At 60.6% G+C, this 25,859-nt stretch carries 20 protein-coding genes; 9 read left to right on the top strand and 11 right to left on the bottom strand.

Annotation, left to right across the window (positions count from 1 at the left end; all coding sequences use genetic code 11):
* Positions 1–133: 133 nt before the first annotated feature.
* The 5 genes from CKO25_RS14410 to CKO25_RS14390 all read left to right on the top strand — a co-directional run bounded on the left by CKO25_RS14410 (position 134) and on the right by CKO25_RS14390 (position 5,807).
* The gene (locus tag CKO25_RS14410; protein ID WP_200388647.1) at positions 134–502 is read left to right on the top strand and encodes a DNA-binding protein; all 369 of its coding nucleotides are present in this window, start codon (positions 134–136) and stop codon (positions 500–502) included.
* Positions 499–1,026: an RES family NAD+ phosphorylase gene (locus CKO25_RS14405; RefSeq protein ID WP_200388646.1), complete on the top strand. Its 528-nt coding sequence runs from the start codon at positions 499–501 to the stop codon at positions 1,024–1,026. Before CKO25_RS14410 ends, CKO25_RS14405 begins: the two co-directional genes overlap by 4 nt.
* A gap of 748 nt (positions 1,027–1,774) precedes the next feature.
* Positions 1,775–4,081 carry a diguanylate cyclase gene (locus tag CKO25_RS14400; protein WP_200388645.1) on the top strand — a complete coding sequence of 769 codons (2,307 nt, stop codon included), beginning with the start codon at positions 1,775–1,777 and terminating at the stop codon, positions 4,079–4,081.
* Positions 4,082–4,435: 354 nt separating this feature from the next.
* The gene (locus CKO25_RS14395) at positions 4,436–4,930 is read left to right on the top strand and encodes an arsenate reductase ArsC (RefSeq protein ID WP_200388644.1); all 495 of its coding nucleotides are present in this window, start codon (positions 4,436–4,438) and stop codon (positions 4,928–4,930) included.
* A 277-nt stretch (positions 4,931–5,207) separates the two neighbouring features.
* The gene (locus tag CKO25_RS14390) at positions 5,208–5,807 is read left to right on the top strand and encodes a hypothetical protein (RefSeq protein WP_200388643.1); all 600 of its coding nucleotides are present in this window, start codon (positions 5,208–5,210) and stop codon (positions 5,805–5,807) included.
* 65 nt (positions 5,808–5,872) lie between these two features.
* On the opposite strand, the gene CKO25_RS14385 is transcribed toward CKO25_RS14390, so the two are convergent.
* The 10 genes from CKO25_RS14385 to CKO25_RS14340 form a co-directional block, all read right to left on the bottom strand.
* Positions 5,873–6,262 (bottom strand): H-NS histone family protein, encoded by a 390-nt coding sequence (locus CKO25_RS14385; RefSeq protein WP_200388642.1) that lies wholly within the window; start codon positions 6,260–6,262, stop codon positions 5,873–5,875.
* Positions 6,263–6,541: 279 nt separating this feature from the next.
* Positions 6,542–7,927 carry a magnesium transporter gene (gene mgtE / locus CKO25_RS14380; RefSeq protein ID WP_200388641.1) on the bottom strand — a complete coding sequence of 462 codons (1,386 nt, stop codon included), beginning with the start codon at positions 7,925–7,927 and terminating at the stop codon, positions 6,542–6,544.
* A 325-nt stretch (positions 7,928–8,252) separates the two neighbouring features.
* Positions 8,253–10,877, bottom strand: a complete 2,625-nt coding sequence (locus CKO25_RS14375; protein ID WP_200388640.1) for a spermidine synthase — start codon at positions 10,875–10,877, stop codon at positions 8,253–8,255.
* 527 nt (positions 10,878–11,404) lie between these two features.
* The gene (locus tag CKO25_RS14370; RefSeq protein WP_200388639.1) at positions 11,405–12,715 is read right to left on the bottom strand and encodes a hypothetical protein; all 1,311 of its coding nucleotides are present in this window, start codon (positions 12,713–12,715) and stop codon (positions 11,405–11,407) included.
* Between the two features lie 475 nt (positions 12,716–13,190).
* Positions 13,191–14,981 carry an ABC transporter substrate-binding protein gene (locus CKO25_RS14365; RefSeq protein WP_200388638.1) on the bottom strand — a complete coding sequence of 597 codons (1,791 nt, stop codon included), beginning with the start codon at positions 14,979–14,981 and terminating at the stop codon, positions 13,191–13,193.
* Between the two features lie 41 nt (positions 14,982–15,022).
* Positions 15,023–15,757, bottom strand: a complete 735-nt coding sequence (locus CKO25_RS14360) for an MIP/aquaporin family protein (RefSeq protein WP_200388637.1) — start codon at positions 15,755–15,757, stop codon at positions 15,023–15,025.
* A gap of 191 nt (positions 15,758–15,948) precedes the next feature.
* Positions 15,949–17,619: a glycerol-3-phosphate dehydrogenase/oxidase gene (locus tag CKO25_RS14355; protein ID WP_200388703.1), complete on the bottom strand. Its 1,671-nt coding sequence runs from the start codon at positions 17,617–17,619 to the stop codon at positions 15,949–15,951.
* 4 nt (positions 17,620–17,623) lie between these two features.
* Entirely contained in the window at positions 17,624–19,135 is a 1,512-nt protein-coding gene (glpK, locus tag CKO25_RS14350; RefSeq protein ID WP_200388636.1) for a glycerol kinase GlpK, read from the bottom strand.
* 446 nt (positions 19,136–19,581) lie between these two features.
* Positions 19,582–20,778, bottom strand: a complete 1,197-nt coding sequence (locus CKO25_RS14345) for an iron-containing alcohol dehydrogenase (RefSeq protein WP_200388635.1) — start codon at positions 20,776–20,778, stop codon at positions 19,582–19,584.
* Between the two features lies 1 nt (position 20,779).
* Entirely contained in the window at positions 20,780–21,076 is a 297-nt protein-coding gene (locus tag CKO25_RS14340; RefSeq protein ID WP_200388634.1) for an antibiotic biosynthesis monooxygenase, read from the bottom strand.
* Positions 21,077–21,348: 272 nt separating this feature from the next.
* Here CKO25_RS14340 and CKO25_RS14335 point away from each other — a divergent pair, with 272 nt between their 5' ends.
* The 4 genes from CKO25_RS14335 (at position 21,349) to CKO25_RS14320 (ending at position 24,758) form a co-directional block, all read left to right on the top strand.
* A complete protein-coding gene (locus CKO25_RS14335; protein WP_242467628.1) occupies positions 21,349–21,945 on the top strand; it encodes an SOUL family heme-binding protein in 597 nt (198 codons plus the stop codon).
* 105 nt (positions 21,946–22,050) lie between these two features.
* Positions 22,051–23,208 (top strand): zinc-binding metallopeptidase family protein, encoded by a 1,158-nt coding sequence (locus CKO25_RS14330; RefSeq protein ID WP_200388633.1) that lies wholly within the window; start codon positions 22,051–22,053, stop codon positions 23,206–23,208.
* A 111-nt stretch (positions 23,209–23,319) separates the two neighbouring features.
* Positions 23,320–23,676, top strand: coding sequence for a hypothetical protein (locus CKO25_RS14325; RefSeq protein WP_200388632.1), 357 nt, complete (start codon positions 23,320–23,322; stop codon positions 23,674–23,676).
* Between the two features lie 182 nt (positions 23,677–23,858).
* Positions 23,859–24,758 (top strand): cupin-like domain-containing protein, encoded by a 900-nt coding sequence (locus tag CKO25_RS14320; protein ID WP_200388631.1) that lies wholly within the window; start codon positions 23,859–23,861, stop codon positions 24,756–24,758.
* Positions 24,759–25,027: 269 nt separating this feature from the next.
* On the opposite strand, the gene CKO25_RS14315 is transcribed toward CKO25_RS14320, so the two are convergent.
* A complete protein-coding gene (locus tag CKO25_RS14315; RefSeq protein ID WP_242467627.1) occupies positions 25,028–25,825 on the bottom strand; it encodes an Lcl domain-containing protein in 798 nt (265 codons plus the stop codon).
* Positions 25,826–25,859: the final 34 nt, after the last annotated feature.

The following is a 25,859-nucleotide window of genomic DNA, read 5'->3' as shown; positions in this document are numbered from 1 at the left end:
GGAACGGCTCGGCTGCGCGTGCACAGCATGCAGCTCGCCGCCGAGATGGGCCGCAGGACGGGCTGGAACTTGAGCCGTGCTTGTACTGTGCGTAGAATGTGCATCTCATCAATGCCCCCTGAGGTGCAATGCCATGGCCGCCATCTTCGCAGACGTGCTCGAATCGACGCGTGAACCCGGGACGTCGCGGTTCTCTGCATCGTGCGTCGCCGACATCCTCGGCATGCCACAGCAGGATCTGGCCGAGCTGGCGGGGGTCCATCGCAACACCTTACGCACCCACCCGGAATCGCCAAGACTGCAATCCGCACTGCGTGACCTGATGCGCGTGTTGTCGGCCGCGGCGGCGGTGCAGCCGGACCCGCAACGCGCCATCTTCCTGGTCAAGAACGAACCCATTCCCGCGTTCCGTCACAAGACCCTGTTGCAACTGGTACAGGAAGGCCGGACCGAGGATGCGATCGGCTACCTGGAGTCCATCGGCACCGGGTTCGTCGGTTGATCCTCTGCGATCTGCCCCCCGGCAGCACGTTATTCCGGGCGCTTACCCCGCAGTGGGCCAGCCGGCCAACCAGCGGCGCAGGCGCTGCAACCCGAGGCGGGCGCTTCAACCGAGAAGGCGTCGAGGCGCTGTACCTGTCGTTGGATGAGGTGACCGCCTTGCGCGAGTACCAGCAGACCTCACCCTTCCTCCCACCCTGCACGATGTGCTCGTACACCGCGGCGCTGCGCGACCTAGTCGACCTGCGCCAGCTCCACGACGGGGCGCTCTGGGACGCGCTATGGCACGACTGGCGCGAGGACTGGCGACACCTGAAGTTCGAGCGGCACATCGAACCCCCGACATGGGTTCTCGCCGATCTGGTGCTGGCCCATGGCTACACCGGCATCCTCTTTCCGAGCCAGGCGCACGAGGGCGGAACCAACGTCGTGGTGTATTCAGAGCGGCTCGTGGATGGCAACTCGGTCACCGTCAACGACCCCGACGGGCGACTCCCTCGCGATATGTCCAGTTGGGCGCGATGATCTGTCTCCGTTTGCTGACTCCCAGCTTGCTATGAACGAGGGGGAGTTGCTAATGGCCGGTTCACGGGCGAGAGCCGGCGCTGAGCCGGTTCGCCCCGACCGACCGCTACGCGTCCGAAGCGGTCGCCGAAGACGAGGTGCCAAGAGGCAGATCCGGGTCGCGGTGACTTGTCACTTCAGAATCAGACCGGACTTTCCGCTACCCGCGTCAGTAGCGCGACTGACCGCTCCAGGCCAAGGCGGATGATCAACACCTCAGATGGACTCAGATGCTGAATCTACGCGGAAATGGCGGCTGGTGACACGACTGCTTGTTCTACCCCTAACTATAAAGAAGACGGACGCTGGTTCTACCTGGATGCGGTGACACTCGACTGAGCCACCGTCGCGACGCCATCCTCGATTTGCTTGGCAATCCCCAACGCCCACAGATCCGCGATGAAGGCCTCGGCGCTCGTGGTAGTGAGTAAGGCCACCATCCCTGACCATTGAGCCAACCCAAACAGGTAATGGGGTGAGTTGTGAGGGGACGAAGGCAGAGCCTCGTCGAGGTTGACGGAGTCCCATGTTTGCGATCATTCTGGGCTGCACGAGGTCACCATTCTACTGAGCGGCAACTGGCGAAGCTGAAACCAGAACAATGACCCTCTAAGGCGCGGGATATGGCGCTGAGCATATCTCAGAAACAGCAGGCACGATGTCTCAGACGATTCGCTGTGTAGTGTCGGACGGATGCCGCAGCGGTTGGGTGGCACTGTACGCTCTGTGGCTGATCGCGGTGACCGTCGCAGCCCCGACGTCAGCCACGCCTGCGGCGCCGCTCGCCGACTGCCAAGCACAGTCGGCACCTCCAGTTGAATTGACGCCGGCCGAGCAGGCCTTTCTCCGCGCCCATCCAGTCATCACGCTTGGCACCGGTGATCACTGGGAACCCTACGTCATCGTCGGTGAAGACGGCACCGTCACCGGCTACGACGCCGACGTGCTCGAGCGCATTGCGGCGTTGACCGGGCTGCGCGTGCGGCTCCTGCCAGGCGACTGGCGCGAGCGCCAGGAGCAGACCCTCAGCCGTGCCATCGATGGACTCAGTACCGGCGTCGTGCACCCGGAACGCGCTGAGCATTTGCGCTTCTCCGCACCCTATATCCGGCTGCAAAAATACCTGTTGGTCCCTAAAGGCAATCCACTGAACCTCCAGTCCCGTGACGACCTCGCGGGGCGCGCGATCGCTCTGCATCACGGCAATCTGTTCGACGAGAAGGTCGCCAGCGGCCTTTCGCACGCCCGCATCCTGCGGTTCGACACGGTCGATGAGATCATCGATGCGGTCACCACCGGCGACGCCGATGCTACCTTCGACAACGGTTCACTGCTGTATCGGGCCAACCGTCTGGGTCGGCCCTTCCTGCAATTTGCGTTCGACCTCAACGAGCCGCTGGAACTGGTGTTCGCCGTTCGCGACGACTGGCCGGAAGCCATCTCGATCATCGACAAGGGGCTGGCGGCGATGGGCGAGGACGAGCGCACGCGGTTGCAGGCGCGCTGGTTCCTGTCACCGCTGAAGAGCCCGGCCGGCACCGACGAAATCCTGCTGAGTGACCAGGAACGGTCTGTCCTGGAAGGCCTGGGGCCGATCCGGCTGTGCATCGATCCCGACTGGATGCCCTTCGATGGTCTGACGGCGGACGGTCGCAGTCAGGGCATCATGGCGGAACTGTTGAATCTGGCAATGGCACGGCTGGGCCACACGACACAGTTGGTGCGCACCGCGAGTTGGAGCGAGACGATCCAGCTTGCGCGTGATGGGCACTGCGACATCGTCTCCGCGGTCGCCATCACCCCGGAACGCGCGGAGTACCTGGACTTCACCGGATCACTGTTGTCGGAGCCGATGGTCGTCGTCGTGCGCGAAGGCGCACGTTTCGAAGGCACCTTGGATGCGCACACGCATCAGCGCTTCGTCATGGTGGCCGGACACGCCGGCATCGACATGTTGCGCCGCGCGCACCCGGCACTCGTCATCGCAACGGTGCCGGACGTGGTCACGGCGATGCGCGCCGTGTCCCTCGGGCATGTGTTCGGCTATATCGACCTGCTGCCGACCGTCGCCTACGCCGCCCGTGAGCATGGCATCCTGAACGTCAAGGTCGCCGGCGATCTGCCGCAGCGCTATGAGTTGGCGATCGGCGTGCGCAAGGGACTCCCGTTGCTGCATTCCAGCCTGTCGCGGGCAGTCGCCGCAGTGCCGGCGCAGGAGATCCGCGCGGTGCGCGACCGCTGGATCTCGGTGCGCTACGAGCAGCCCCCCGACCTGTTGCGGTTCTGGCCCTGGGCACTCGCGCTCGCCCTGGCGGTGCTCGGCGTCTTGGTCTGGAACCACCACCTGCAGCGCCTCAATGCTGCACTGCGCGCGGCCAATACACGAATCGAAATGCTGACCATCACCGACGGACTCACCGGCCTTTACAACCGTCGGCACTTCCAGGAGCGGCTGCCGTCCGAGTGGCAGCGCGCCGCGCGCGCGCAGCGAACGCTGCACCTGCTGCTCGCGGACATCGATCATTTCAAGGAATACAACGACCATTACGGCCATCCAGCCGGCGACGAGGTGTTGCGACAGATCGGAGCCTTGTTGATCCAACTGACGCGGCGCGCCGGTGATCTGGCTTTTCGCACCGGCGGCGAGGAGTTTGCAGTGATGTTCACGGAGGCCAGCGTGAGCGACGCCGAACGTTTGCGCGTCGCCGTCGAGGGTCTCGGGATCGAACACGCGGGCAGCGTTACCGCGCCGGTCGTCACCCTGTCGATTGGATTCCTAACGGCTTGTCCAGCGGATATCCGCAACGGCGACCCACCGCTCACCGACTGGGACGCGATCTACACGCGTGCCGACGTGCTCCTCTACGAGGCCAAGGCACGCGGACGCAACCAGGTGGTAAGCGCAGTTTGGCAAGCGGCGGCAGCCGAAGAAGGAGTTGTTGCGCCAGGTTGCAAAAGCGGACCTGTTGCGTCCAGTAACGCATGGCGGCATGACCGAGGGTCTGCCGCATCCTGATGACCTGAAGGCCGTCGAATGCTTGAAGGCGCATTGACTTGACATAAGATACATTCTGCGCAATCTCGCATCATCGGATATGCTGTTCAAGGAGACGTGGGTGATTTCAATGGCGTGCAACTCTGTGTGCTCTCGGCTTCCGCACCCGCGACCACCTCTCGTTGTCCCCATTCACAGAACAGTCGTCAACATGTCACAAAAGATTCACGTGTCCAGTAGTAAGAATCCGTTGAGCATATTGGCACCGAGTCCTGGCCAAGACACCTTTGCGCCACCCCGGTCAACCAGAGTTCGAGTCCATGTCCTCACGGGCCGCGAACGGCATGACAACACATCAAAACGAGAAGCTTCATCATGGCCACATCCTCCTTCAATGTTTTATTTCTCTGCACCGGCAACTCCGCACGCAGTATCCTCGCGGAGCGTATCATCGAACGATGGGGATCAGGTCGTTTTCGCGGATTCAGCGCCGGCAGCCATCCAACAGGTGAGGTTCATCCTCTAGCCCTGGATCTGCTGCGCCGCAACAACTATGTGACGGATGGCTTGCGCAGCAAAGACTGGGCTGAATTTTCACAACCCGATGCCCCAGTCATGGATTTTGTCTTTACGGTGTGTGATAAAGCTCAAGGCGAGGTTTGTCCGATCTGGCCAGGGCAGCCCATGACAGCCCACTGGGGGACGGAAGACCCCGCGGCGGTGGAAGGCGATGATCTGACCCGTCTCAATGCCTTTCGCGTTGCGTTTCGCGAAATCGAGAACCGAATTAAAATCTTTGTCGCGCTCCCGTTCGAGTCGCTCGATCGACTGAAACTGCAGCGCGAGCTCGATCATATCGGCCAGGCATGAGCGTCGCCATGCGCAACATAAGGATCAGATCCAGAAGGACGCTTGCAATCCGAAGCGCCTTCCGGTGGCGGCATAGTGCCGAGTGTCTTTTGGTATCAAAGCCTTGCTCTTGATCGCTGTTTGACGCGACGTGCGGGTTCAGAATGGAGTCACAAACCCAGCACGTCAAATAGGGCAAATGGATTGCTCTGACGCAGCAAGGCCTTATGTTTTATCATGCGTATGGTGGCACAATGGAGAGGCCACCCGACCTTGAATCGAGGCGCGCGCGCTGCTCATGACCACCCACCCCGTCCACATCCATACCTTCAGCGGCATCGCGTTTGACCTCTGCGACCCACGACCCGAGATGGTCTGTCTGGAGGACATTGTCCATTCGCTGTCGCTGATGAACCGCTTCAACGGCGCGGCACGGTTTCCTTATAGCGTGGCGCAGCACTCGTTGCATGTCGCGGAGTTACTGCCTCCGGAGCTGCGCCTGGACGGCCTGTTGCACGATGCGGCCGAGGCGTACATCGGCGACATGGTGAGTCCGCTGAAACGGATCATGCCGGAGTACCGGGCGGTGGAGGCGCGCATTCATGCGGTCGTGGCCGAGGTCTTCGGCCTTCTCCATCCCGAGCCGCCGGCGGTCAAGCATGCGGATCTCGCGGTCCTGGCTGCCGAGCGTGAGCAGGTGTTGCGGCCTTCCTATGGGCCCTGGTTCAAGGACTTTCCGGCACCGGCTCCGATCACCATCGCCAGCCGCTCCTGGTCAGCAGTTAAGGAGGATTTCGCTGCGGCGGTCACGACCGAGCTGTCTCGGCGGGCAGAAGAGATCGTCTGGGATCAAGCAGGGGGATTGGGCGACATCGACAGCCGCCCCCAGCGTAGGTGAGAGTTGGCGCGGCCCGTTTTGGTGAGCCGCGATCGGCTGGGGTGGCCGGGGTGGGGCCGGCTTGATCAGGGCTCGATCAGCGTCAGCCGCTCGACCTTGAAGCGGTCACGGTCTGCCTTGTTCGCCGGGTCGTAGCCATTGGCCTGCATCTGCTCTTTCAGCCAACCCGGGAGCGGACCACGGATATAGAAACGCTCATGATCGTTGGGATCGACATAGCGTCGCTTGTCGACGGGGTTGTTGCTGGTCGTTTTCCGGGCTCCCCGTGTCAGTCGACTGGCGATATCCTCAAGGTCATAACCGCGCTCGAGGATCATCTCGCGCAGTTCGCGGATGAAATCGCCGCGTCCTTCTTCTCGTTTTTTCAGCAGCAGTTGCGCAATGACCGACTGCTGTTGGGCGATTTCGTCGGCCTGTTTCTGCAGTTCGTCCAAACTCAGTTGTTCGTATTCCATACTTCCGTTCCAGTTGTGTGCGGGGTTGCGTTGATCAAATATCAAAATGGTTGCGTTGATGCTGAGATCAAGGTTTGCATTAAAGCATAGTTGATGAGATGGCGTCGAATCCATTTCATCAATCCATTGTGATGGGCACTCCCGGGGATCGATTGGACTGTGGAACGCAGTGCAAACGGAACAGGAATGCGGAAGCCTGTGGCCATCACGATGCGATCGCCAACGGAGCGTTTGGGCATCGTGAGCTTAGGGACATAGCAATGATGCGAGCAGGGTGGACTAGAGATAGACCGCCGTGGCAATCAGGAAAAAGATCAGCACTCCCATCACGTCATTGGACGTGGTGATAAAGACCCCGGTCGCAACCGCCGGATCGAATCCCAGACGTTCTAGCAAGACGGGAATCAGCGCACCGATGGTCGCCGCCTGCGTGGTCACGGCCACGAGGGTCAAGCCCGCAGTCAAGCCGAGATCGAATGGGCGCTCGATCGGGATGAATTCTCCAATCCCAACGATGGCGAGTGCTACAAGGATCCCGACGATGAGTCCGTTCAGGAGTGCCCCGCCGATCTCACGCAGAATCCGTCCGCCCAAATCCCCGATCCAGAAGCCTCCTGAGGCCTGCGCCTGCACCGTCACGGTCGAGGCCTGGATCCCAGCGTTGCCAGCCATGGACATCACGATCGGGATCAAGCTCGCAAGGATTGCGGCCTTGGCGAGTGCATCCTCGTAAGATCCCACAACAAAGGCCGCCGTCCCGGAGCCAATGAGTCCCGCGGCCAGCCAGGGCAAGCGGCGCGGGACAATCCGCAGCGGTCCGTCTGCTGCGCTCGAATCCGGCGCCAGCCCCGACATGAGCTTCATGTCCTCTTCGGCCTCAGCGCGGTCGATCGCCCGCAGTTCATCGGTTGTGACGCGCCCGAGGAGGCGCAACTCGCTGTCGACGACCGGGAGCACTGGGAGCTGGGCTCGATCGGCGATGCGCGCGACCTCGGCTCGGTCCATCCCTGCTGAGACCATGATGGTGTCACGGTGCATGACATCACCCACCTGGGTCTCAGGAGCCAACAACAAGAGATCACGGATCTTCAAATAGCCGTGCAGCCGACGCTCCGAGTCGATCGCATACACCGCGTACAGGCGATCGATGCGATCGGATTGTTCGCGGATCTTGTCGATGACCTGTGCAATGGTCCAGTCGAGCGGTGCGGCCACCAAACGACGACGCATCAAGGCCCCAGCCGTCTCGTTGCGGTGGTCGAGGGCCCGAACCAAATCAATCGGTTGACCGAGCGCCTCCAAGGTCACCTCCACCAGGTCTCGCGGTGACTCTGCCAGGAAGTCCGCGGCCTCCTCGACTGGTAGCTTGGCGACGATTTTCGCGATTCGCGCTTGCTGATCACGATCGAGCAAGACATCCGAGACCGACGGATCCAGAGCCTGTAGAACCCGCAGGCTCGGGGTATCGTCAAGGAGTGTCAGCAGTACCCGGGCCCGTCGCGGGCGGAGCCCCAAGATAAGGCGTGCCGTTTCGGCCGGTTCCAGCGCAGCCGCTGCCTCGGCGAGCTCAACAAGGTCATTGCCTTTGCCCTTGAGTGCCAAGGAGAGACGCGTCAGCGCGTCTGCATCCCCGTGCGCAGCCTGCCTCAAATCATCAGACGTCATAGGTTGTACTCCAAAAATCAGGCATCAACCTCGTCTGTCATTGGACAAGGCTAGAAGTGGTCGGCAGCTCAACAGACCTTCAAACTGTTCCGCGACCGACGCCGAAGACCGTCAGGGTGGTGATCAGGGGACGAACGACTGCGTCGAAAAGTTGGCAGGGGGCGGAGCGAGAAGAACTCCTCCACCGAGATTCTGGACCAGGTAATCGAAAACGCTCACGATCAATAATGGCGTATCCCTCGCCTTGGTCTGCGTGGAATGAACAGCCTGTACTAGCGTAAGGCAATGCCTGCCTTGCTGCTATATCCGCTCCCTGTCTTCAGTGTCACAGCTCTGGCAACCAGCGTTCAAGATCATCGCGCGCGGCACGCAGTCGACGGAGTTCTTCGCGTAACGCTGTAGCCTCCTCGTCCGGCGTAACAGGATTGACTGGTCGTGTCGTCCGCGAGCCAGTCCCTAAACGGGTTCGAAAGCCTTCCAGGCCGGCCGTCACAACCCCCTGCCCGGCCTCGTCGAGCCGAGACAGGTAAGGGTCCACTGCTGGCGGCAGCGCGCGCTGCAAGTCTTCGAAGAACGCCACCAAGGGGCTACCGGTAAACCAGTCAGCCTGTCCCGCGGCTTGCTGTCGCTGGGTCCGCGGTGCGCGGAGTTCGATGATCGGCCGGGCGTCGGTGCTGAGTGGATAGCCCTCAAGGCGCTCGCGCAACTCTCCAAGATTTCCAGCGTAGAACAGGAGCAAGGGAGAACCACCGGCGGGCCAGTCAGCGAATGGACTGTTCCTTGCCGCGGCCAGCGCTTGCTCACGCTCCCGCAGGGCTGCCCCATCAAGGGGCTGCGCATCCACCGCACCAATCAGCGCGACGATCGGCCCATGCGGCAGAAAGTCGCCACGCCACAGGGTGACCTGAGGAAAGACCGCGCTAAAGGTCCGCGCGATACTCCCGAATTCCTGTTCGGACAGTTGGTACAGCGGAAGCCACTGAGCAAACAATCCGCCCGGGGCGAGTCGCTCGCGGACGCGAGTGAAATGCTCGATGGTGTATAAATTTCCGGCCCCGGCCTCCCAAGGAATGAAGAGGTCTCCGATCATGACATCGAATCGTGAGCGCGTCGCCGCGAGGTGATTGCGGCCATCGGTCGCGAGCACGCGAACACGTGGGTCATCGAACAAGCCATTCTGCCAGGGGGCAAAATGAGTCCGCGCTGCGATGATGGCATGCGGTAACAGTTCGGCAACGACCACGCGCCGCACTGGGTGGTGCAGCGCCGCGCCCGCGGTGATGCCGGTGCCGAGTCCAATGAAAAACACCTCCTCAGGGGCTGGATGCAGTAACAGTGGGAGATGGGCCTGACGCTCCTCGTAACCACGCCCAGCCGTTCCACCGAGGGTATAGTGGTTGTCCACCTTGATGCGAAGATCGTCTCCACGCCGGACCACAGCGACAGTCCCTGCCCCACTCTCCCAAACCTGGACCAGCATCTCGCCTCGACGATCGTGATCGATGCGCACAATTGGCAGTCGCGAGAGATCGATGACCGAGAGCAAGCTGAGCAGACCCATGAGCGCCACTATGCGCAGCCGGCGCTGCGGTGCGGCTGCAGTCGGAATCGTGAGCCACGGTAACCATAGGACCGCCGCCAGATAGAGCGCGGCCATGAATCCGATGCTCCGCCACAAACCGAGCCAATCCAAAAACAGAAAACCTGCTGCCAGTGCTCCCGCGATCGCGCCGAGCGTATTGAGGGCCACCAATGTACCAACGGTCTGGCCCACTGGGCGCGGATGGCTCGCTGCCAATCGCAGGAGCGTCGGAAATACCAGACCCAACACCAAGGTCGGGAGGAACAAAGTCCAGGTGACCGCGCTAAACAGAGTCGCGAGATAGGGGATCCAGCCTTCATTGTGACCCAAATAACCGAGGCCGTCGGTGATCTTCATAAACACCAATGGTGTTGTCGCGACGAGTAGCCCAGCGCTGATCAACAGCACTCCCAGCCATCGGTCTGCCGTTCGCTGAATCTGACGGCTGAATCCACTGACGAGGAGTGCGCCGATCCCGAGCGCAATGAGGAAGACGATCAGGATCGCAGCAAAGCTATAGACCGAGTTGTGGAGCACTTGCGCAAACATCCTGGTCCAGAGCACTTCGAGAGCGAGTGTGACGAACCCGGACAGAAACGCCAAAAACCGGAGCGTTCCCCAAGATTGCGCCGTTGCCAGGGTGGAATCACGCACGGTGACCGGTTGGCCGGCGGAGCCGTCAAGGGCCGTAACCCGCGTGGAGAGCCACCAGGCACCCACGCCAACCCCTGCCGCGATGAGGATCGCGAGCCAATAACTCCAGCGCCAGCCAATCGCCTGCGGCAACACAAAGGCCGCGGCAAAAGCACCGACTGCCGCGCCTAAGGTATTGACGCCATAGAGCACTGGTAGCCAGCGCCCGGCGATGCCTGTGCGCTGACCTGGAGTACCGGCGAGCAGTGGGCTCAGCACCGGCAATGTGCCACCCATGCAGAAGGCGGCCGGAAACAGCAGCATGAGGGCCAGCGCTAGCTTGACCGCCAGCAGCAGCCGTGGCGCGCTCACCTGGTCATACAGTGCTCCGTAGAGTCCGTGGAAGGTGGGCAGGAGGAACAGGCAGCCGAGCGCTCCGAGCGCGACTCCGAGTTCCAGTAGTCCATACCAACGTAACGGCTGGCGCAGCCGTGGGCTGAGCACTCCCCAGAAAGCACCACCCGCGGCAAGCCCCAGGAAAAATGCCGCCAGCGTCGCGGCTGCCGCTTGCGCGCCGCTACCGAACAACAGCGCAAGTTCTCGCATCCACAGCGTTTGCAGGAGTAAGGCCGTCAGTCCGGAGCCAAAAAACAGCACCAGCACCATCAGCGGGCGCACGGACTGGAGGCGCTGCCGTGTCGGGTCGGAGCGATCCGCACTGGCGGATGCGGACATCGCTGATGCGTCAAATTTGTCCGCCATCATCGCCTTCCAGAGGCTTGGTATTCGAACGTATCCCAGGTTTCGTAGACCAGGTGATCAAGATCCACGATGGGCTGCGCAGTCACTGGTTCGAAACGACTCAACGTGCCGATCTCTTCACAATCACGTCCCATCGCGATCTCGACGCACATGTGAGTCACCGCGATCGTAGCGAGTCTCCCGTCGTTCAGTCGCGTGCGCATTGATTCAAGTCGGAGCGGATGCGGAGCGGGCCGGTGGGGATTTCCATCATCGGCGCTCGTTGGACTAGGGCTTACAATGTGGGCGTTGAGCGGATCAAGCATCGCCAATTCCGTGATCTACAGCTTGGAGTTGGCGATATATTATAACATTATTGATGGCGTGACGGGAACGCACCATGCAGCAGACTGCACATCGGATCTGACATTGAGTTCAGATGAAACAATATGTTGATGAGTCATGGGAAGGTCTTTGGCTAGTCGATCCGTCGGGCTGCGTTCCGACCATGGGGACAGGGGTTAACTCCAGCGAATCAGACGGCGAATCCAGGCCTGTTTGATGGGGGCTTGCGTGTGTCCCGTGTCCTGCGCGACGGGTTCGTGCTTGAACAGCTCCATGAGCTGATTCAAATCGATGCGCAAACGCTCCATTTCGGTGTGCAGACCGTTCACCTCCGTTCGGAGACTCCCCAACTCCTGTCGTAGCCCCCCCACCTCGCTTCTCAGACATCCCATCTCCGTTCGAAGACTTCCGATCTCACTGTGCTGCGCGCCCTGTGCGTCGGCCAATTGTTCCGTCTTCGCGATCAGGTGATTGAATCCAGCCGAGACCAACACCTGCAAACTGGCGTTTGGGTCCGACGGTTGACTGGACGGTGGCGTCGAGGGAGGTGCGAAGAGCATTCCGTTCTCGCGGCCAAGATAACGACGTGCCACCCGGGAGTTCGAGTCTGCATAGAAGTTGAGGAATCGATGTCGGAGCTCCGGACTCATGATGGAAAGGTGATCATCCGGCTCGAGGATGTGCATGAGAGGAGTGGCCAACATCGCCAACGGACTGTTGGTGAGCCCAACCACGTTTTCGACCCGTCGAAACTCGACGAGTGCGGGATGCAATGAGTCATTGCGCTCACCTCGCTGATCGAGCATCGGAATCTCGGCGCCGACCAAGGACAAGAAATCTTGCAAGAGACCAGGGCCAGAGCTTGCCTCTTCGTATGTCCGCACGAGCAGCGAGGTCGAGCCGAATGCATCGGCCCAGCGGTCCAATAAGTGCTCGTAGTCATACTCGGGAACATAGGTTAGCCCCAAGACGGCTTTATCTGTCTCGAGACCGGCCTTGATGGCTTGGTTGTAGCCCGACTCAAGGAGTCGGTCCTGGCGCCGCAGATAGACGATCACCATCGCTTCGACATCGAGTCGATCACAGATCCATCGTAAGAGCCTGATGGCATGGGCTTCGAAGAAGTATTCAGAGGACAGAATGACCTGATCGGCATTGGTTTGCTGGATCTCGTCTCGGAGCTGGAACCACAGCATCGCGAGACCCGCAGTCAGCCATGGTTGGACATCCGGTCGGCGCTTGCGTGATTCGCTGAGGAAAGGAAGTGCGAGGGCTTTGTGGTTGCCGGTCTCCATTCCAGTCTCGGGATAGAGAATTTTTTGTCTGAGCAATTGCAGACGGTATGCACTGAGGAGCGATTGAATATAACTGGTGCCGGTTTTCGGCAGGCCGATATGGATGAAGAGGCGCCTTTTCTCTCGGCTGTCTGCAGCAGCACTTGCGTCGCTCAGCGCACCAACGTAGACCTCCTGCTGCGTGGCAGGCACTGCCCTGACACGCGTTCGATCCGTGGTCATATGACCGGGAGCTAGATCGATAGGCCCTTGGAGGCAAACATTGCGCCCTTTGGCTTTGTTCATCATCTGAGCCAAATCCAAGTCTAGAGGGTTGTGATGGATACGCGAGGATTGGGTAGCGCCGGAGACCTGACCTGCACTCGGAAGGATAAACTCACTGAGGCTCAGAAAGTTCACAAAAATCCGTCCACAGGTTCGCCTGAGCCGATGCTTGGACGTTGCTCCACCCAGGAATTCGAGATGCAACCGGAACCTCTAGGACGAAACCGTCCCGAACGGCCAAGCGGTCAGGTCAGACCCGCTCACTCGGTTGCAGGCTCACGCCCGACGGTCTGGACGACATGACCGCGTCTGAGAGGGATTGCGTTCCTCACCCTGCCCCACAGCCAAACAGATTGCGGGGTCTTCTGGGAGATCAGGACACCGTTCGGCGCGGTGGCGGAGATCAGACGCCAAACTGTCCCGCGCTCCAGGCCTGCATGAGGGCGTCGTAGTCCATCGTTTTCCCCACGCCCTCCTCGTCCGCTAACCGTGGTTTCGGCGCTCCGGGTCGAGCGAGCCAGACGGCCGGATCTTCTGGGGGTGACAACAGGGGTGCGCAGCGTTTGGACAAGCCCAAAGCCGCAATGCGCGCGAGGGTCTGGTCTTGCGCTGCGGCCAGATTGTCCATTGTTTGTTGGGGATCGGTCTTGCCCGAGACGGCATCACCGATGCGCGTCCACCACAGCTGCGCCAGCTTCGGATAATCCGGGACGTTCAGTCCAGTCGGGGTCCAGGCTAGGTGTGCTGGGCTGCGGTAGAACTCCACCAGGCCACCGAGCCGAGGCGCGGCCTCGGTCATCGCCGCGGAGGCGAGATCGCTGCGGCGGATCGGCGTCAATCCGACCAGGGTTTTTTTGAGTGAGACCGTTTTACAAGTGCAGAATTGGGCGTACAGCCAAGCGGCCCGACGGCGATCGAGTGGTGTGGATTGTGGGAGCGTCCAAGCGCCACAGTCTTGATAGCCGAGCTTCATGCCGGGTTCCCAATAGGCGCCATGGGGTGAGGGTGCCACGCGCCATTTGGGCAAGCCGTCACGATCCATCACAGCCGATCCGGGTTTGATCAAATCAGGCGTAAAGGCGCTATACCAGAATATTTGCTGGGCGATGTCACCCCGCGCGGGAACCGGTCCGGCATCTGTGAAGGTCATGTCCAGGGCCTCGCGCGGTGCGAAGGCACGCAACCATTCCAGATACTTACGTAGTCCATAGACGGCAGCCGGACTGTTGGTCGCCCCACCACGCGCGACGGAGGATCCCACCGGCCGGCAATCCTCGACTCGGATGCCCCACTCATCCACTGGCATGCCGTTGGGCAGGCCGGGATCTCCAACCCCCGCTAACCCCAACCAGGCATCGGTGAAACGCCATCCGAGCGACGGATCGACCTTCCCATAATCCATGTGACCAAAGACGCGGCGCCCCTCAATTTGCTGGACGTGGTTTGTGAAAAAGTCCGCAATGTCCTCGTAGGCCTTCCAATTGAGCGGAACGCCGAGCGAATAGCCGTACTGTGACTCGAAAGCGCGTTTCAGATCATCGCGCTGAAACCAGTCGTAGCGGAACCAATAGAGATTCGCAAACTGCTGGTCCGGCAACTGGTAGAGAACGCCGTCGGGGCCGGTGGTGAACGCGAGGCCGATGAAATCATCCAGGTCCAGCGTCGGCAATGTCACCTCGGCACCCTCGCCGGCCATCCAGTCCGACAGCGGAACGATGGCACCGCTGCGGAAATGCGTGCCAATGAAGTCCGAGTCATTGACATAGGCGTCATAAAGGTTACGCCCAGTGCGGGTCTGGCGCTGAATGCGCTCGACGAGCTCACCTTCGTGAATCAGATCGTGCTGAACTCGGATACCCGTGATCTCATGAAAGGCCCGCGCTAGGAACCGCTGCTCATAAACATGAGTCGGGATGGTCTCGGAGACAACATGGATGCGCAGCCCCCGAAACGGTGCCGCGGCACGGATAAAAAACTGCATCTCGGCCATCTGCGCGGCGGGAGTGAGCGTCGAGGGTGTGAATTCGTTGCTCAACCAGCGCCGCGCCGCCGCGGCACGTGCCGGGGCGATTTCATCCGACGGCGCAGCCGCTACGAATCCCGGCAACGCGGAACCGCCGAGCAGTGCGGCGGCAGTGCCTAGAAATTGGCGCCGGTCCGACTGATTGGGCGGCGTGCGTCTGCGTCGACTCATTGACCGTCTCCCATGTGCTATTGATGCATTGGGTGCGGAGATCACCGAAATTGAACGCTGGTCGGGTCCTGCAACACCAGATAGAGGAACCCGGCCAGTCCGGCGCCGATGAGCGGGCCAACGACTGGAACCCAGGCGTAACGCCAGTCGCTATCACGCTTCCCACCCGGCATGGGCAGGATCGCATGCACGATTCGCGGACCAAGATCACGCGCGGGGTTGATCGCGTAGCCGGTCGTCCCGCCGAGACTCAGACCAATGGCCAGGACAAGCAGGCCAACCGGTAAGGCATCCAGAGCGCCCAGGCCAAATACCGACACGGCCAGGAAGAGCACCGCCAGCACCAAGACGAAGGTGCCAATGATCTCGGAGAAGAGATTCGATGGTGCGTCGCGCACCGCCGGCGCGGTGCAGAAACACGCCAGCTTGAGATCGAGATCATCCGTGCGCGCAAAATGCGGTCGGTAGGTCAGCCAGACCAGAACGGCACCGATCATGGCTCCGATGAACTGCGCCAAAACATAGGTCGGAACCTGACCCCAATCGAATTTCCCGGCGACCGCAAGGCCGACCGACACGGCTGGATTCAAGTGGGCACCACTGAATGCCGCGACCGTGAAGACGGCCACGAACACGGCCATGCCCCACCCCCAGGTGATCACGATCCACCCTGCGCCTTGGCCCTTTGTCTGACTCAGAACAACATTGGCCACAACTCCGTTACCGAGCAGGATGAGGAGTGCGGTCCCGATCAACTCTCCAACGAATGGGGTCATCCCGTTTTCCTCAGACGGTTTGGTCAGTGCGTGATTTCAGATCATGTCGGTTTCAGTCACTGTGCGGGAATCCGGATCCCGACGGCGTGGACTGGCGTGATCAGGCAGACAGCCTGCACGCACTCGCCGCTCGCGGTTAGTGCCCTCGAACATCACCATGAACGGCGGGTGCGGATTCATCGGGCGCGAGATCAGGCGACGTCGGTTTCCAGATGCCGGGACTGTGCGCGGGTGACGGTTCGCGACTCCCCAAAGTATTCCTGGTAACGCGCTTGTGCGCCCTCGCCGAAGAGGATCTCGCAGGCTTCCATCAGACCCTCGGCGTGTTGGATCTGCTGGCGCTGAACGACCAAGGCAATCTTGGAACGTCGGCGCAGAAAGTCCTCGAGCGTGACGATCATCTCCTGACGCTTGGCGAGTTGGATTTCGCAGCGCAGATAATCCGTCCCTTTGATCAAGACTTCAGCCTGACGGGGATCCTCGCGGATCTGCGCGAGGAGTTCGAACGCCTGTTGATCATAGCGCCGCCAGAGACGACTGGAGAGGGGTTCGATGGATTCAGGCGAGGTATAGCTGTCCAGATTCATCAGGCGTGCCTGATGCATATACTCTTCATAGACCGAGCGGTGTGGCTCACCGTACCAGCGATATCCGGCATGCGGGAGATGGACACCCAAGCTCGCGACGATCCGCGAGACCTCGTTGCCAACATTAACGCAATCGGTGAGTTTGCCTCCGAAAATGGATAAATGCGCGCGCGCCCGGTCGACATCGATCTCATGCTTGCGCGAGAGCTGCATCCAATCGCGTCCACTGCCCTCGCCGTTCGTTTGATCCTGGCGTTTCACCACCAATGGCCGCACGCCGCAGCGCTCGGCGATGATGTCCTCGCGCGTCAGCGGCTTGGCCAGGGCGATCCGCTTATTGATATTTTCCAGGACAAAATCGCGATCCGCGTCGGTCACAACAGTCTCAGGACTGTCGACCTGAGTATCCGTGGTGCCGATGCAGGTGCGCACCCCCATCGGGATCACGAAGAAGAGCCGTCCGTCGTCCGCGAAGAAGGTCAGGATCCGCTGATGCGGAGTGACCCTTGGAACGATCAGGTGAATGCCTTTGGAGAACACATGTTGATGCTCGGTCTGCTCTCCAGTGAGTTGGTTGTGATCGTCGACGAAGGGGCCGGCCGCGTTAATCAGGATCTTGGAGCGGATCTCGAACTGCTCACCCGTCTCGGTATCCCGAGCGCGCGTAATCCAGAGGTCCTGGTCGCGCCGCGCCCCGAGTGACTCGACATAATTCGCCGCAATACAGCCGCGGTCCATCGCCGAGCGCACGAACTGGAAAACGAAGCGCGAGTCGTTGTCGTGGAGATAGGCGTCCGAGTATTCGAACCCACCGGCCGCAGTATCGGTCTTGACCAACGGCTCCTCGCGATGGATGCGATCCTTGGCAAGAAAGCGCGGGATCTGTGTGAAGCCGTTGCCGAACAGCCAATAGACCCAGGTGCCAAGCCACAGGAAGAAGGGTGAGAACCGAAAGCCGCGGTCAATCGTCGCAAAGAAACGGATCTCCTTGACCCGGCTTGGATAGCTGCGGATCAGCTCGTTGCGGCTCAGGCACAGCTTGCGGACCAGCGCGTAATCGCCGCTTTCCAGATATTTAATGCCCCCCCAGGCCAGGTTCGACGATTGCTGACTGGTAAAGCCGGCGAAATCACGCTGATCGATCAAGGCGACCCTCGCACCCTTGCCGGAGAGGGCGGCGGCGGACACCGCGCCGTTGATCCCACCACCGATGATCAGGGCGTCATAGACGCCTCCTTCGCGCAACTTGGCGATGTTGCTTTGGCGCAGCGTCATGGTGTCAATCGTCATCGCGTGCCCAACCTTTGGAAAGCTCGACAGCCTTGTGCCAGCGCTTGAACAAACGCTCGCGCTTGGCGCCATCGATGCGCGGGTGATAGCGAACATCCAGTGCCCACTTCTCGGCAATCTCGTCACGACTGTCCCAGAAGCCGACGGCCAGCCCGGCAAGATAGGCGGCACCGAGAGCCGTGGTATCGACGATGCGCGGAACCTCGACATTGACACCGAGGATGTCGGACTGAAACTGCATCAGGACGCTGTTCACCGACGCACCGCCGTCGCAGCGCAACTCCTTCAGGCGAATCCCGGAGTCACGCTCCATGGCCTCGATGACGTCACGGGTCTGATAGGCCATGCTCTCAAGCACGGCCCGCGCGACATGACCCCGTGTCGTGCCCCGCGTGATCCCAATCAAGAGTCCCCGCGCATAGGGATCCCAGTGCGGTGCGCCGAGTCCGACCAGTGCCGGGACGAAGTAAACGCCCTCGTTGTCCGGCACCGCGCGAGCGAGCTCGCGGGTCTCGGAGGCTTGGCGAATCATCCCGAGTCCGTCGCGTAGCCACTGAACGGCGGAACCGGTCACGAAGATGGCCCCCTCAAGGGCATATTCGACCGGGTCATCTCCAACCCCCCAGGCAATCGTGGTCAAAAGACGCTCTTGGCTGGTGACCGCCTCGGTTCCGGTGTTCATCAACACAAAAGAACCCGTCCCATAGGTGTTCTTCGCCATCCCCGGGTGATGACAGGCCTGGCCAAACAAGGCCGCCTGTTGATCCCCGGCGATGCCTGCGACCGGGATGCCACGCGTGCCGAAAAACATCTGCGGATCGGTCTCGCCGTAGATCTGCGAGGAGGGACGAACCTCGGGCAGCATTGCGGCAGGGATCTCAAGCAATTCCAACAGGTCCGCGTCCCATTGCAAGTCACGGATGTTGTACAGCATGGTGCGGGATGCATTGGAATAATCCGTGATATGCACCCGACAACCCGTTAATTGGTAGACCAACCAGGAGTCGATGGTGCCAAAGCAGATCTCGCCGCGTTCAGCGCGCTGACGCAGACCCGGATGGTGGTCCAGGATCCACTTCAGTTTGGTGCCCGAGAAATACGGATCGATGACCAGCCCGGTCTTGGTGCGGATCATCTCCTCGTAGCCATTTGATTTGAGTTCATCGCAATAGCGTGCGGTGCGCCGGTCCTGCCACACGATCGCCCGACCGATTGACTGTCCTGACGCGCGATCCCACACCACCGTCGTTTCGCGTTGGTTCGTGATCCCGATCGCGCGGATCTCGTCGGACGGAATGGCGCCGTTTCGCAACGCTTCCGCAATCACCTTCATCGTGATCAGCAGGATCTCTTCGGCGTCGTGCTCGACCCAGCCCGGTTTGGGATAGTGTTGCGTGAATTCGGAGTAGGCCCGCGCACAAGTCGATCCCGCATGATCAAAGATCAGGACGGTGGTGCCAGTGGTGCCTTGGTCGATGGAAAGGATATAGCCACGATTCATGTTTTGACTCGCGCCTCCAGTGGTGATGTGCCCTCAGCACGTCGCTCAATAGTGTTTATTTTTCGGATGCTCGGCTAAGGCCGATGCCAAACTGCATACGTCGAAACCTGTTCGGGGAACTGCCCCCGAACAAAGACCCCACGCCCTGCCTGGGCTCGCCCTCCAGCCCATCGATCACGGTCCTTACCAGCGGCCAAGAGGGGTCACCCGATCAGGTGATCCGACCGCGCGAACGGTTCGACCTCGCTGGCTTGTCTGGCGCCTTTGATCTCGTCGGATCCTATCATCACACACAGCTGTTACACAAAGGGAACCCTCGGCATCAACCCGGCCCTGACCAGGACGGATCCCTGCGCCCACGCCGACGCTGCCGTTTCGTTTTGTTGCGCTGCTGGCAACGAATGTGGGTCAACGGATGCGCTCATGACCTACCGGGACGCACATCCTCATGAGCCCCCGATCCGCAACCGCAGAATGCGTTCGATCTCGGCGTCGTGCAGCGCAATGGGGTTTGTTTTCATGCTGGAGCCGCGCGCATTCGCGACAATCCGTGTGAAGTCCTGTTCCACCACGCCGAGATCCGAGAGGGACGGCAGATCCAGACGATGCGTCCAGTCGTCCAGAACACGCAACAGTTGCTCCTGCGCGGTGAACTCATCAGCATCTTGTTCGCCACCCAGCAGGCGGCCGACTTGGGCATATTTCCGGAGTGCCGGATGACCCGGCTCCCGCGCGTGCAAAGCCTCGAGATTGACCCGCGTGGCCGCGCTAACCAGGGTGCCGCACACCACGCCATGGGGGATAGGGAAGAAAGATCCTAACGGCTGCGCCAAGCCATGGACCGAACCGAGCCCAACTTGTGCCAGACAGATGCCGGACAGTAAGGCGGCGAGTGCCATGCGCGTGCGCCCGTTGGTGGCTTCCTCGCCGCCCTCATACCAGGGCAGAAGTCCGTCTCGCACCGCCTCCAGCCCACGCCAGGCCAACGCATCCGTCAGCGGATTCGCGCGGATGGACACGTAGGATTCCAATAGTTGCGTGAAGGCATCCATGCCGTTGGCGGCGACCAGTGCCGGGGGACAGGTCGCGAGCAGATCCGGATCGATGATGGCGTACTCGGCCACCAAGGCGTCGTCGCGGAAGGACTTCTTGAAGCCATCCGGCCCCTGGCGGGTGAGCACTGCGTTCTTGGTCGCCTCCGAGCCGGTCCCTGCCGTTGTCGGGACTGCGATGAAGGGCGTGGTTGGTCCCTGATAAGGCCGCTCAGGCCCAACCCCCTCCAGGTGATCCATGACGCTATTGCGTGGTCGCAGCAGACCAGCAATGGCCTTGGCCGCGTCCAGCACACTGCCACCGCCGATCCCGACGACCAGATCGAAGGCGCGGTCGGACTCAACCTGGACGACCGCGTCGATCTCATCCGGCGAGGGTTCCCCAGTGATCGAGAGGGTCTCGTACTCAAGGTTGGCCGCCCGCAGGCCCGTGAGCAGCCTGTCCCAATGCTGGGTGGTTCGCAGAGTGCGACCACCGGTGACGATCAACAACCGGTGGCCATAGCCGGCTGCGATCGCGGGCAGTCGACTGAGCCGCCCCGCGCCAAATTCGATGCGCGGAAGACGGGCGATGGCGAAGGGTGCGATCATCTCAAGCCTCCGGGAAGAGACCAATCATGGGCACGCCCTCGCGTGGTGCCGCCATCATTTCCGCGACGGTTTCGCGCCAACGTTCGTAATGCGTCGTCTGTTTGTGAGCGGCCGCATCCGCAGACGTGGCATAGGCCTCATACAGCACAAAATGCCCTGGATCGCGCGGGTCTTGAAGGATATCAAAGCGCCGGTTGCCTGGTTCCGCGATCGAGCCTTCGTGGTTGGTGCGGCTCGCCGCAATAAAGTCCTCGATGAACTCGGGCTTGACGTGGACGTGGACCAGAGTGACCTGCATGGCTGGCTCCATTCGACAGGTTGATGGTCTGGTTACTCTAGGCCCTGAATACACTGCTGTCGATGTGTTGGCGGTGGCTTCGCCTTGGTGGGTTGCGTGGTTCAGGATTACTGACACTGCCAAGTGTGCGCACACCGGGACCGCGCAGTGGGGCCCAACACCTCCAACATCGGAACACCGGGTCCCTTTTCAGGCAGCGTATTCTCCCCATGTTGACTCTTGAACGGCGTCCGGCGTGCGTGACGCCCGACTCATCAACTTGCGGAGCCGCCATGACCAGTTCCCCGCGACCCACGAGCACGATTCTGGTTCTGGCCCTGCTGCTCGGATCAGGACACCAGACCATGGCGATCGAGACCCCAGACTATCGCGTACTGCGCCAGACCCCAGCGTTCGAGATCCGTCGCTACGACACCATGCGACTCGCCGAAGTCGAGGTCGGAGGCGATTTCGAGCGTTCAGGCGGTGAAGCCTTCCGCCTGCTGGCGGGGTATATTTTCGGTGACAACGCCTCTCAACAGCGCATGGCCATGACCGCACCGGTCAGCCAGCAGCCTGCCGCGGCGCGTGAGCAGACCCATCGCTACAGCTTCGTTATGCCAGCACCATTCACCCTCGAGACCCTCCCAGCGCCCAACAACCCCCGCGTGCGCTTGCGTGAACAACCCGCTCAGGTGGTGGCTGTCCGTCGCTATCGTGGTAGCTGGTCCGAGTCGCGCTATCGCGAGGAAGAAGCGCTCCTCCTCAGTGCGCTCGCTGCCGCCGGCATCACCCCGCGCGGGCCGACCGTGTATGCGCGGTATAATTCGCCCTTCTCCCTTCCCTTCCTGCGTCGCAACGAGGTTATGGTCGAAATCGAGATGCCCTGAGTCCGGAGCCTCTCAAATCGATCGCCGTTGCGCATGGGTTGGTTCGCACTGACGTTGACTCCGAGCACAACCCATCCGACGCCACCCCAAGGAACTCTCCAATCCATGAAGACGTTCATCTGTCAATCTTGCGGTCAACCGGTCTTCTTTGAGAATATCCAATGCATGCGCTGCGGCGCTGTGTTGGGATTCCTGCCGGATTCAATGCAGCTATCGGCGCTGGTCGATGCGGGGAATGGGATGTGGATGTCGGCACCTGAATCGTCGTCGTTCAAAAGGCGGCGATCCGGCTTCTTCAGTTGGTTGACCGGCGACCACTCCGGGCGCTCTAAAGCAGATCCTGGTGCGGCGCAACGTTACCGCAAATGCCTCAATTATGCCGAGCACCAGGTCTGCAATTGGATGGTGCCGGCAGATCATCCCTCTGACCGCTGTCTTGCTTGCGCACCAAATCGCATCGTGCCCAATCTTGCGCGGCCCGGAAATCTTGAAAAATGGGCACGTCTCGAGCGAGGAAAGCGACGTCTCATGTATGGTCTTCTGCGGCTCGGATTGAGCATCGACACAAAACAGAACGATCCTGCCGGGGGTCTCGCCTTCGATTTCCTCAGTAGCGCCGACGCCCGACCCGACCAGCCCGTCATGACCGGTCATGCAGCGGGACTCATCACCATCAATGTCGATGAGGCTGACCCCGCTCTGCGCGAGCGGACCCGGCTCGATATGGATGAGCAGTATCGCACGCTGATCGGTCACTTCCGCCACGAGATCGGCCACTACTATTGGGATACACTCATCCGCGATGGCGGGCAGGTCGATCCTTTTCGAACCCTATTCGGCGACGAGCAAGCCGATTATGGCGAGGCAATGCAACGGTATTACGATGACGGTCCCCCCGTGGATTGGCAGGACCGATATATTACCCCTTACGCGAGTGCGCACCCCTGGGAAGACTGGGCGGAGACCTGGGCGCATTACATGCACATCATCGACACCCTTGAAACAGCTGGACACTTCGGCATCGAGGTCGAATGGCCACTACCGGATGGAAGCCGTGCCGTTTCGGACCCTGCATTCGACCCTTACGATCTCGAAGACTTTCACCCCATCGTCGAGCACTGGCTCCCACTCACCTTCGCGATCAATAGCCTCAATCGCAGCATGGGACAACAAGACCTCTATCCCTTTGTCCTGCCACAGCCGGCCATCGATAAGATGGCCTATGTCCACGGGATGATCCGTGCGGCCGCGAAGCGGTCTTAAATCAGAGACTGGGCAATCGAACAACGAAAACAACATGCTATGCTCAGGCACATCCTGCTATCCACGAGGCGTCGATGCGTTTTGTACCATCCACAATCATTGAGGTATTTGATGTCTCGTCTTGTTTTTGCCGTCTTTTTCTTGCTCCTTGCCACGGTCGTCTCGGCAAGCGACACGCTGGAGGGAACGTGGTCCGCGCCCAGCCTGTCGCGACCCGATACCCCGATCCTGATCGGACTCCTGCCAGGGGGGATCGCCACCGAGCAGATCGGCGACTACCGCAGCAGTGGGACTTGGACGCTGGATGACGGGGCTGCCCGCATTGATTGGGGGAAAGGCTGGATCGGTCTGTTACGACCGATGCCAGACGGTCGTTATCGCCTGCTGACGTGGAAAACCGGCTCCTCGCCGGCCGGCCCTCCTGATGACGACAAACCCGTCGTCCGCATCCCGTCTGTGGACAATTGAGAGCATGCTAGGGCAAAGTCTCCGTAGCCTGCTCGCGCTGCGATTGAGAAACTTCGTTTGATCTGGTGACCTCTGCGGCAGGCATCAACTTGATCCTGTAGGATGAGCGGTCAAGCCATCGGCGTGTTCTGAGCGCATTTCAGAATGCCTAGCATCATGAAAGCAAAAGTAGGGAAAAGGCTTTGCCAACTAAAATCATCGAACTCGCACGTCACGGTGACATCGTCGTCGAAAAAAAATATGGGATGAGCCTAGAGGAATTCCGCCGCGATCATCTTAATCCGCTCGTCCCCGTCGTGTTAGGCGACGCGACCGCGCAATGGCCAGCCGTTAAAGAATTCTCGTTCGAGTTCTTCAAGCGCCGATTCGGCAATCGTGAGGTCGAGATCGCCGGGCAACATTTTCCGCTTGCAGAATTCATAGACCGACTCGAAACCTGCACGGCAGAGAACCCGGCACCCTATCCAGGAAAACTGGCTCTTGATCGCCATTTCCCTGAGTTAATCGAATACGTCCAGCCTCGGTTTAACTATGCTTGCCCGGATCGCATCGGTCATCGCGCGATTCCCCAGTCCTTTGCCTGTGGTGCGGCTAATTACGAAATCTTTTTCGGTAGCTCGGGCGGATCCTTTCCTTACGTCCACTATGATTACATGGGTTTTCACGCCTGGATCAATCAGATCGTAGGCGAAAAAGAATTCATCATTGTCCCGCCGTGGGAATCGCACTATGTCTATCCAGACCCTGCGGATCCCTGGAAGTCGCTGGTCAACAACCTCAAGGATCCAGACCTCGAACGCTTCCCACTCACCACACAGGCGACAGTGCTATCGTTCATAGTGGGTCCAGGGGAAACCATGTTCATCCCGAACGGCTGGTGGCATACGACGATCTCGAAAACCGCGACCATCTCAGTCGCTTTCGACCAACTGTGCCACTCGAACTGGTCGCGCTTCCGCGCGGAGGTCCGAACCAAGTTCGCAGGAGCCCACCCGGCGAAGCAAGCGCTCTCTCAAGCTTATCTCGCCCTATTGGGACCCATGTTGGATCTCAGCGAACGAATGCGCACTGCGCGAACCTGAGATCAGTGAATGCAATCTGGTCAAATTCGCTCAATCAGTCCGGAGAACCAGTGTCGTCCGTGAGCGGTCACCCCCCTTGAATCCGACGTCCGATCTCGGCCCAGATCTGAACACTCAAGGTGGGTCTGATGTCCTAGCCGTCTCACACGTCCGCCGCGTTCCCGCAACGCGGCAAACCTGTGGAACCTGGGCCGGATTCTCACGAGCGCAGGGTGACCGAAGCGAGACGGGGCGTCCGTGCCGCCATCCAACCTTCCAACAGGCTCATATCACTGCGCGACGCGGACGAGACGAACGGGGCCTGCGCTAGCCCTGGGCCGTTTATTGACACGGCCTTCAAAGAATTGGACGAACCATGCATCTTGGGACAGAACATCGGCGTCGGGAGTGGACGACCAATAAATCGTGTCCGTCCCCGGCAAACCGTTCAGTCCGGGGAAGGACCAAGATACAATCGACGGGTTGCTGGAGGAAAATGAACAAGTCACTGGATCATTCATGCGCATATTGATCGTAAACGGAAATCCGGATGAGCAATAGACGAGGGTCCGCAACTCCGCAATGGTTGGGAGCCGGAAGCCAAACGTGTCCTCTGCGCCGTAAGCGTCAATGGCCTCGAACCACGTCAATTGTGTCGCGGGGCCAGTGCAGGTCTGCGTGCCCGCATTCCAGCTCTGCCCAACGCTGCACCGCTGCCACTCCAAGCCCGTGCCGAGATCCAGAATGTACTCACCATTCGGACCCGTGGGCTGATAGCGCCACAGGTTGCGGTCCACATCAGGATCGCGCGAGGGGGCCGGACCACCGCGCACCGGCAACACCCGATGTGTGTCAGTTTTGGCTCGGGCGATAATGCCGTTGTCACGCTTTGCAGTCATCGCCCGGCTTGCATTTACCCCGTCCGTGGAGGCTGACCAATAGATCTGGTCGTCAGCTACGACCGCGCGACTCAAGCGCCATTCCTCCGCCGTCGGCAGTCGCCAGTCGCCCGGTGAGGAGTTGTCGGCCAAACCACAGTCACCATCAGCAATCGCGTCCGCTTGCTCATTGGCCGCTGCCCAGTTCATGGCACCGAGGCAGGATCGACTTGCAAGCCAAATG

It is taken from the genome of Thiocapsa imhoffii (genome assembly GCF_016583985.1).
Lineage (GTDB): Bacteria > Pseudomonadota > Gammaproteobacteria > Chromatiales > Chromatiaceae > Thiocapsa > Thiocapsa imhoffii.
Note: the sequence above shows the minus strand (reverse complement) of the source record. Positions and strands in the feature narration are given on the sequence as shown.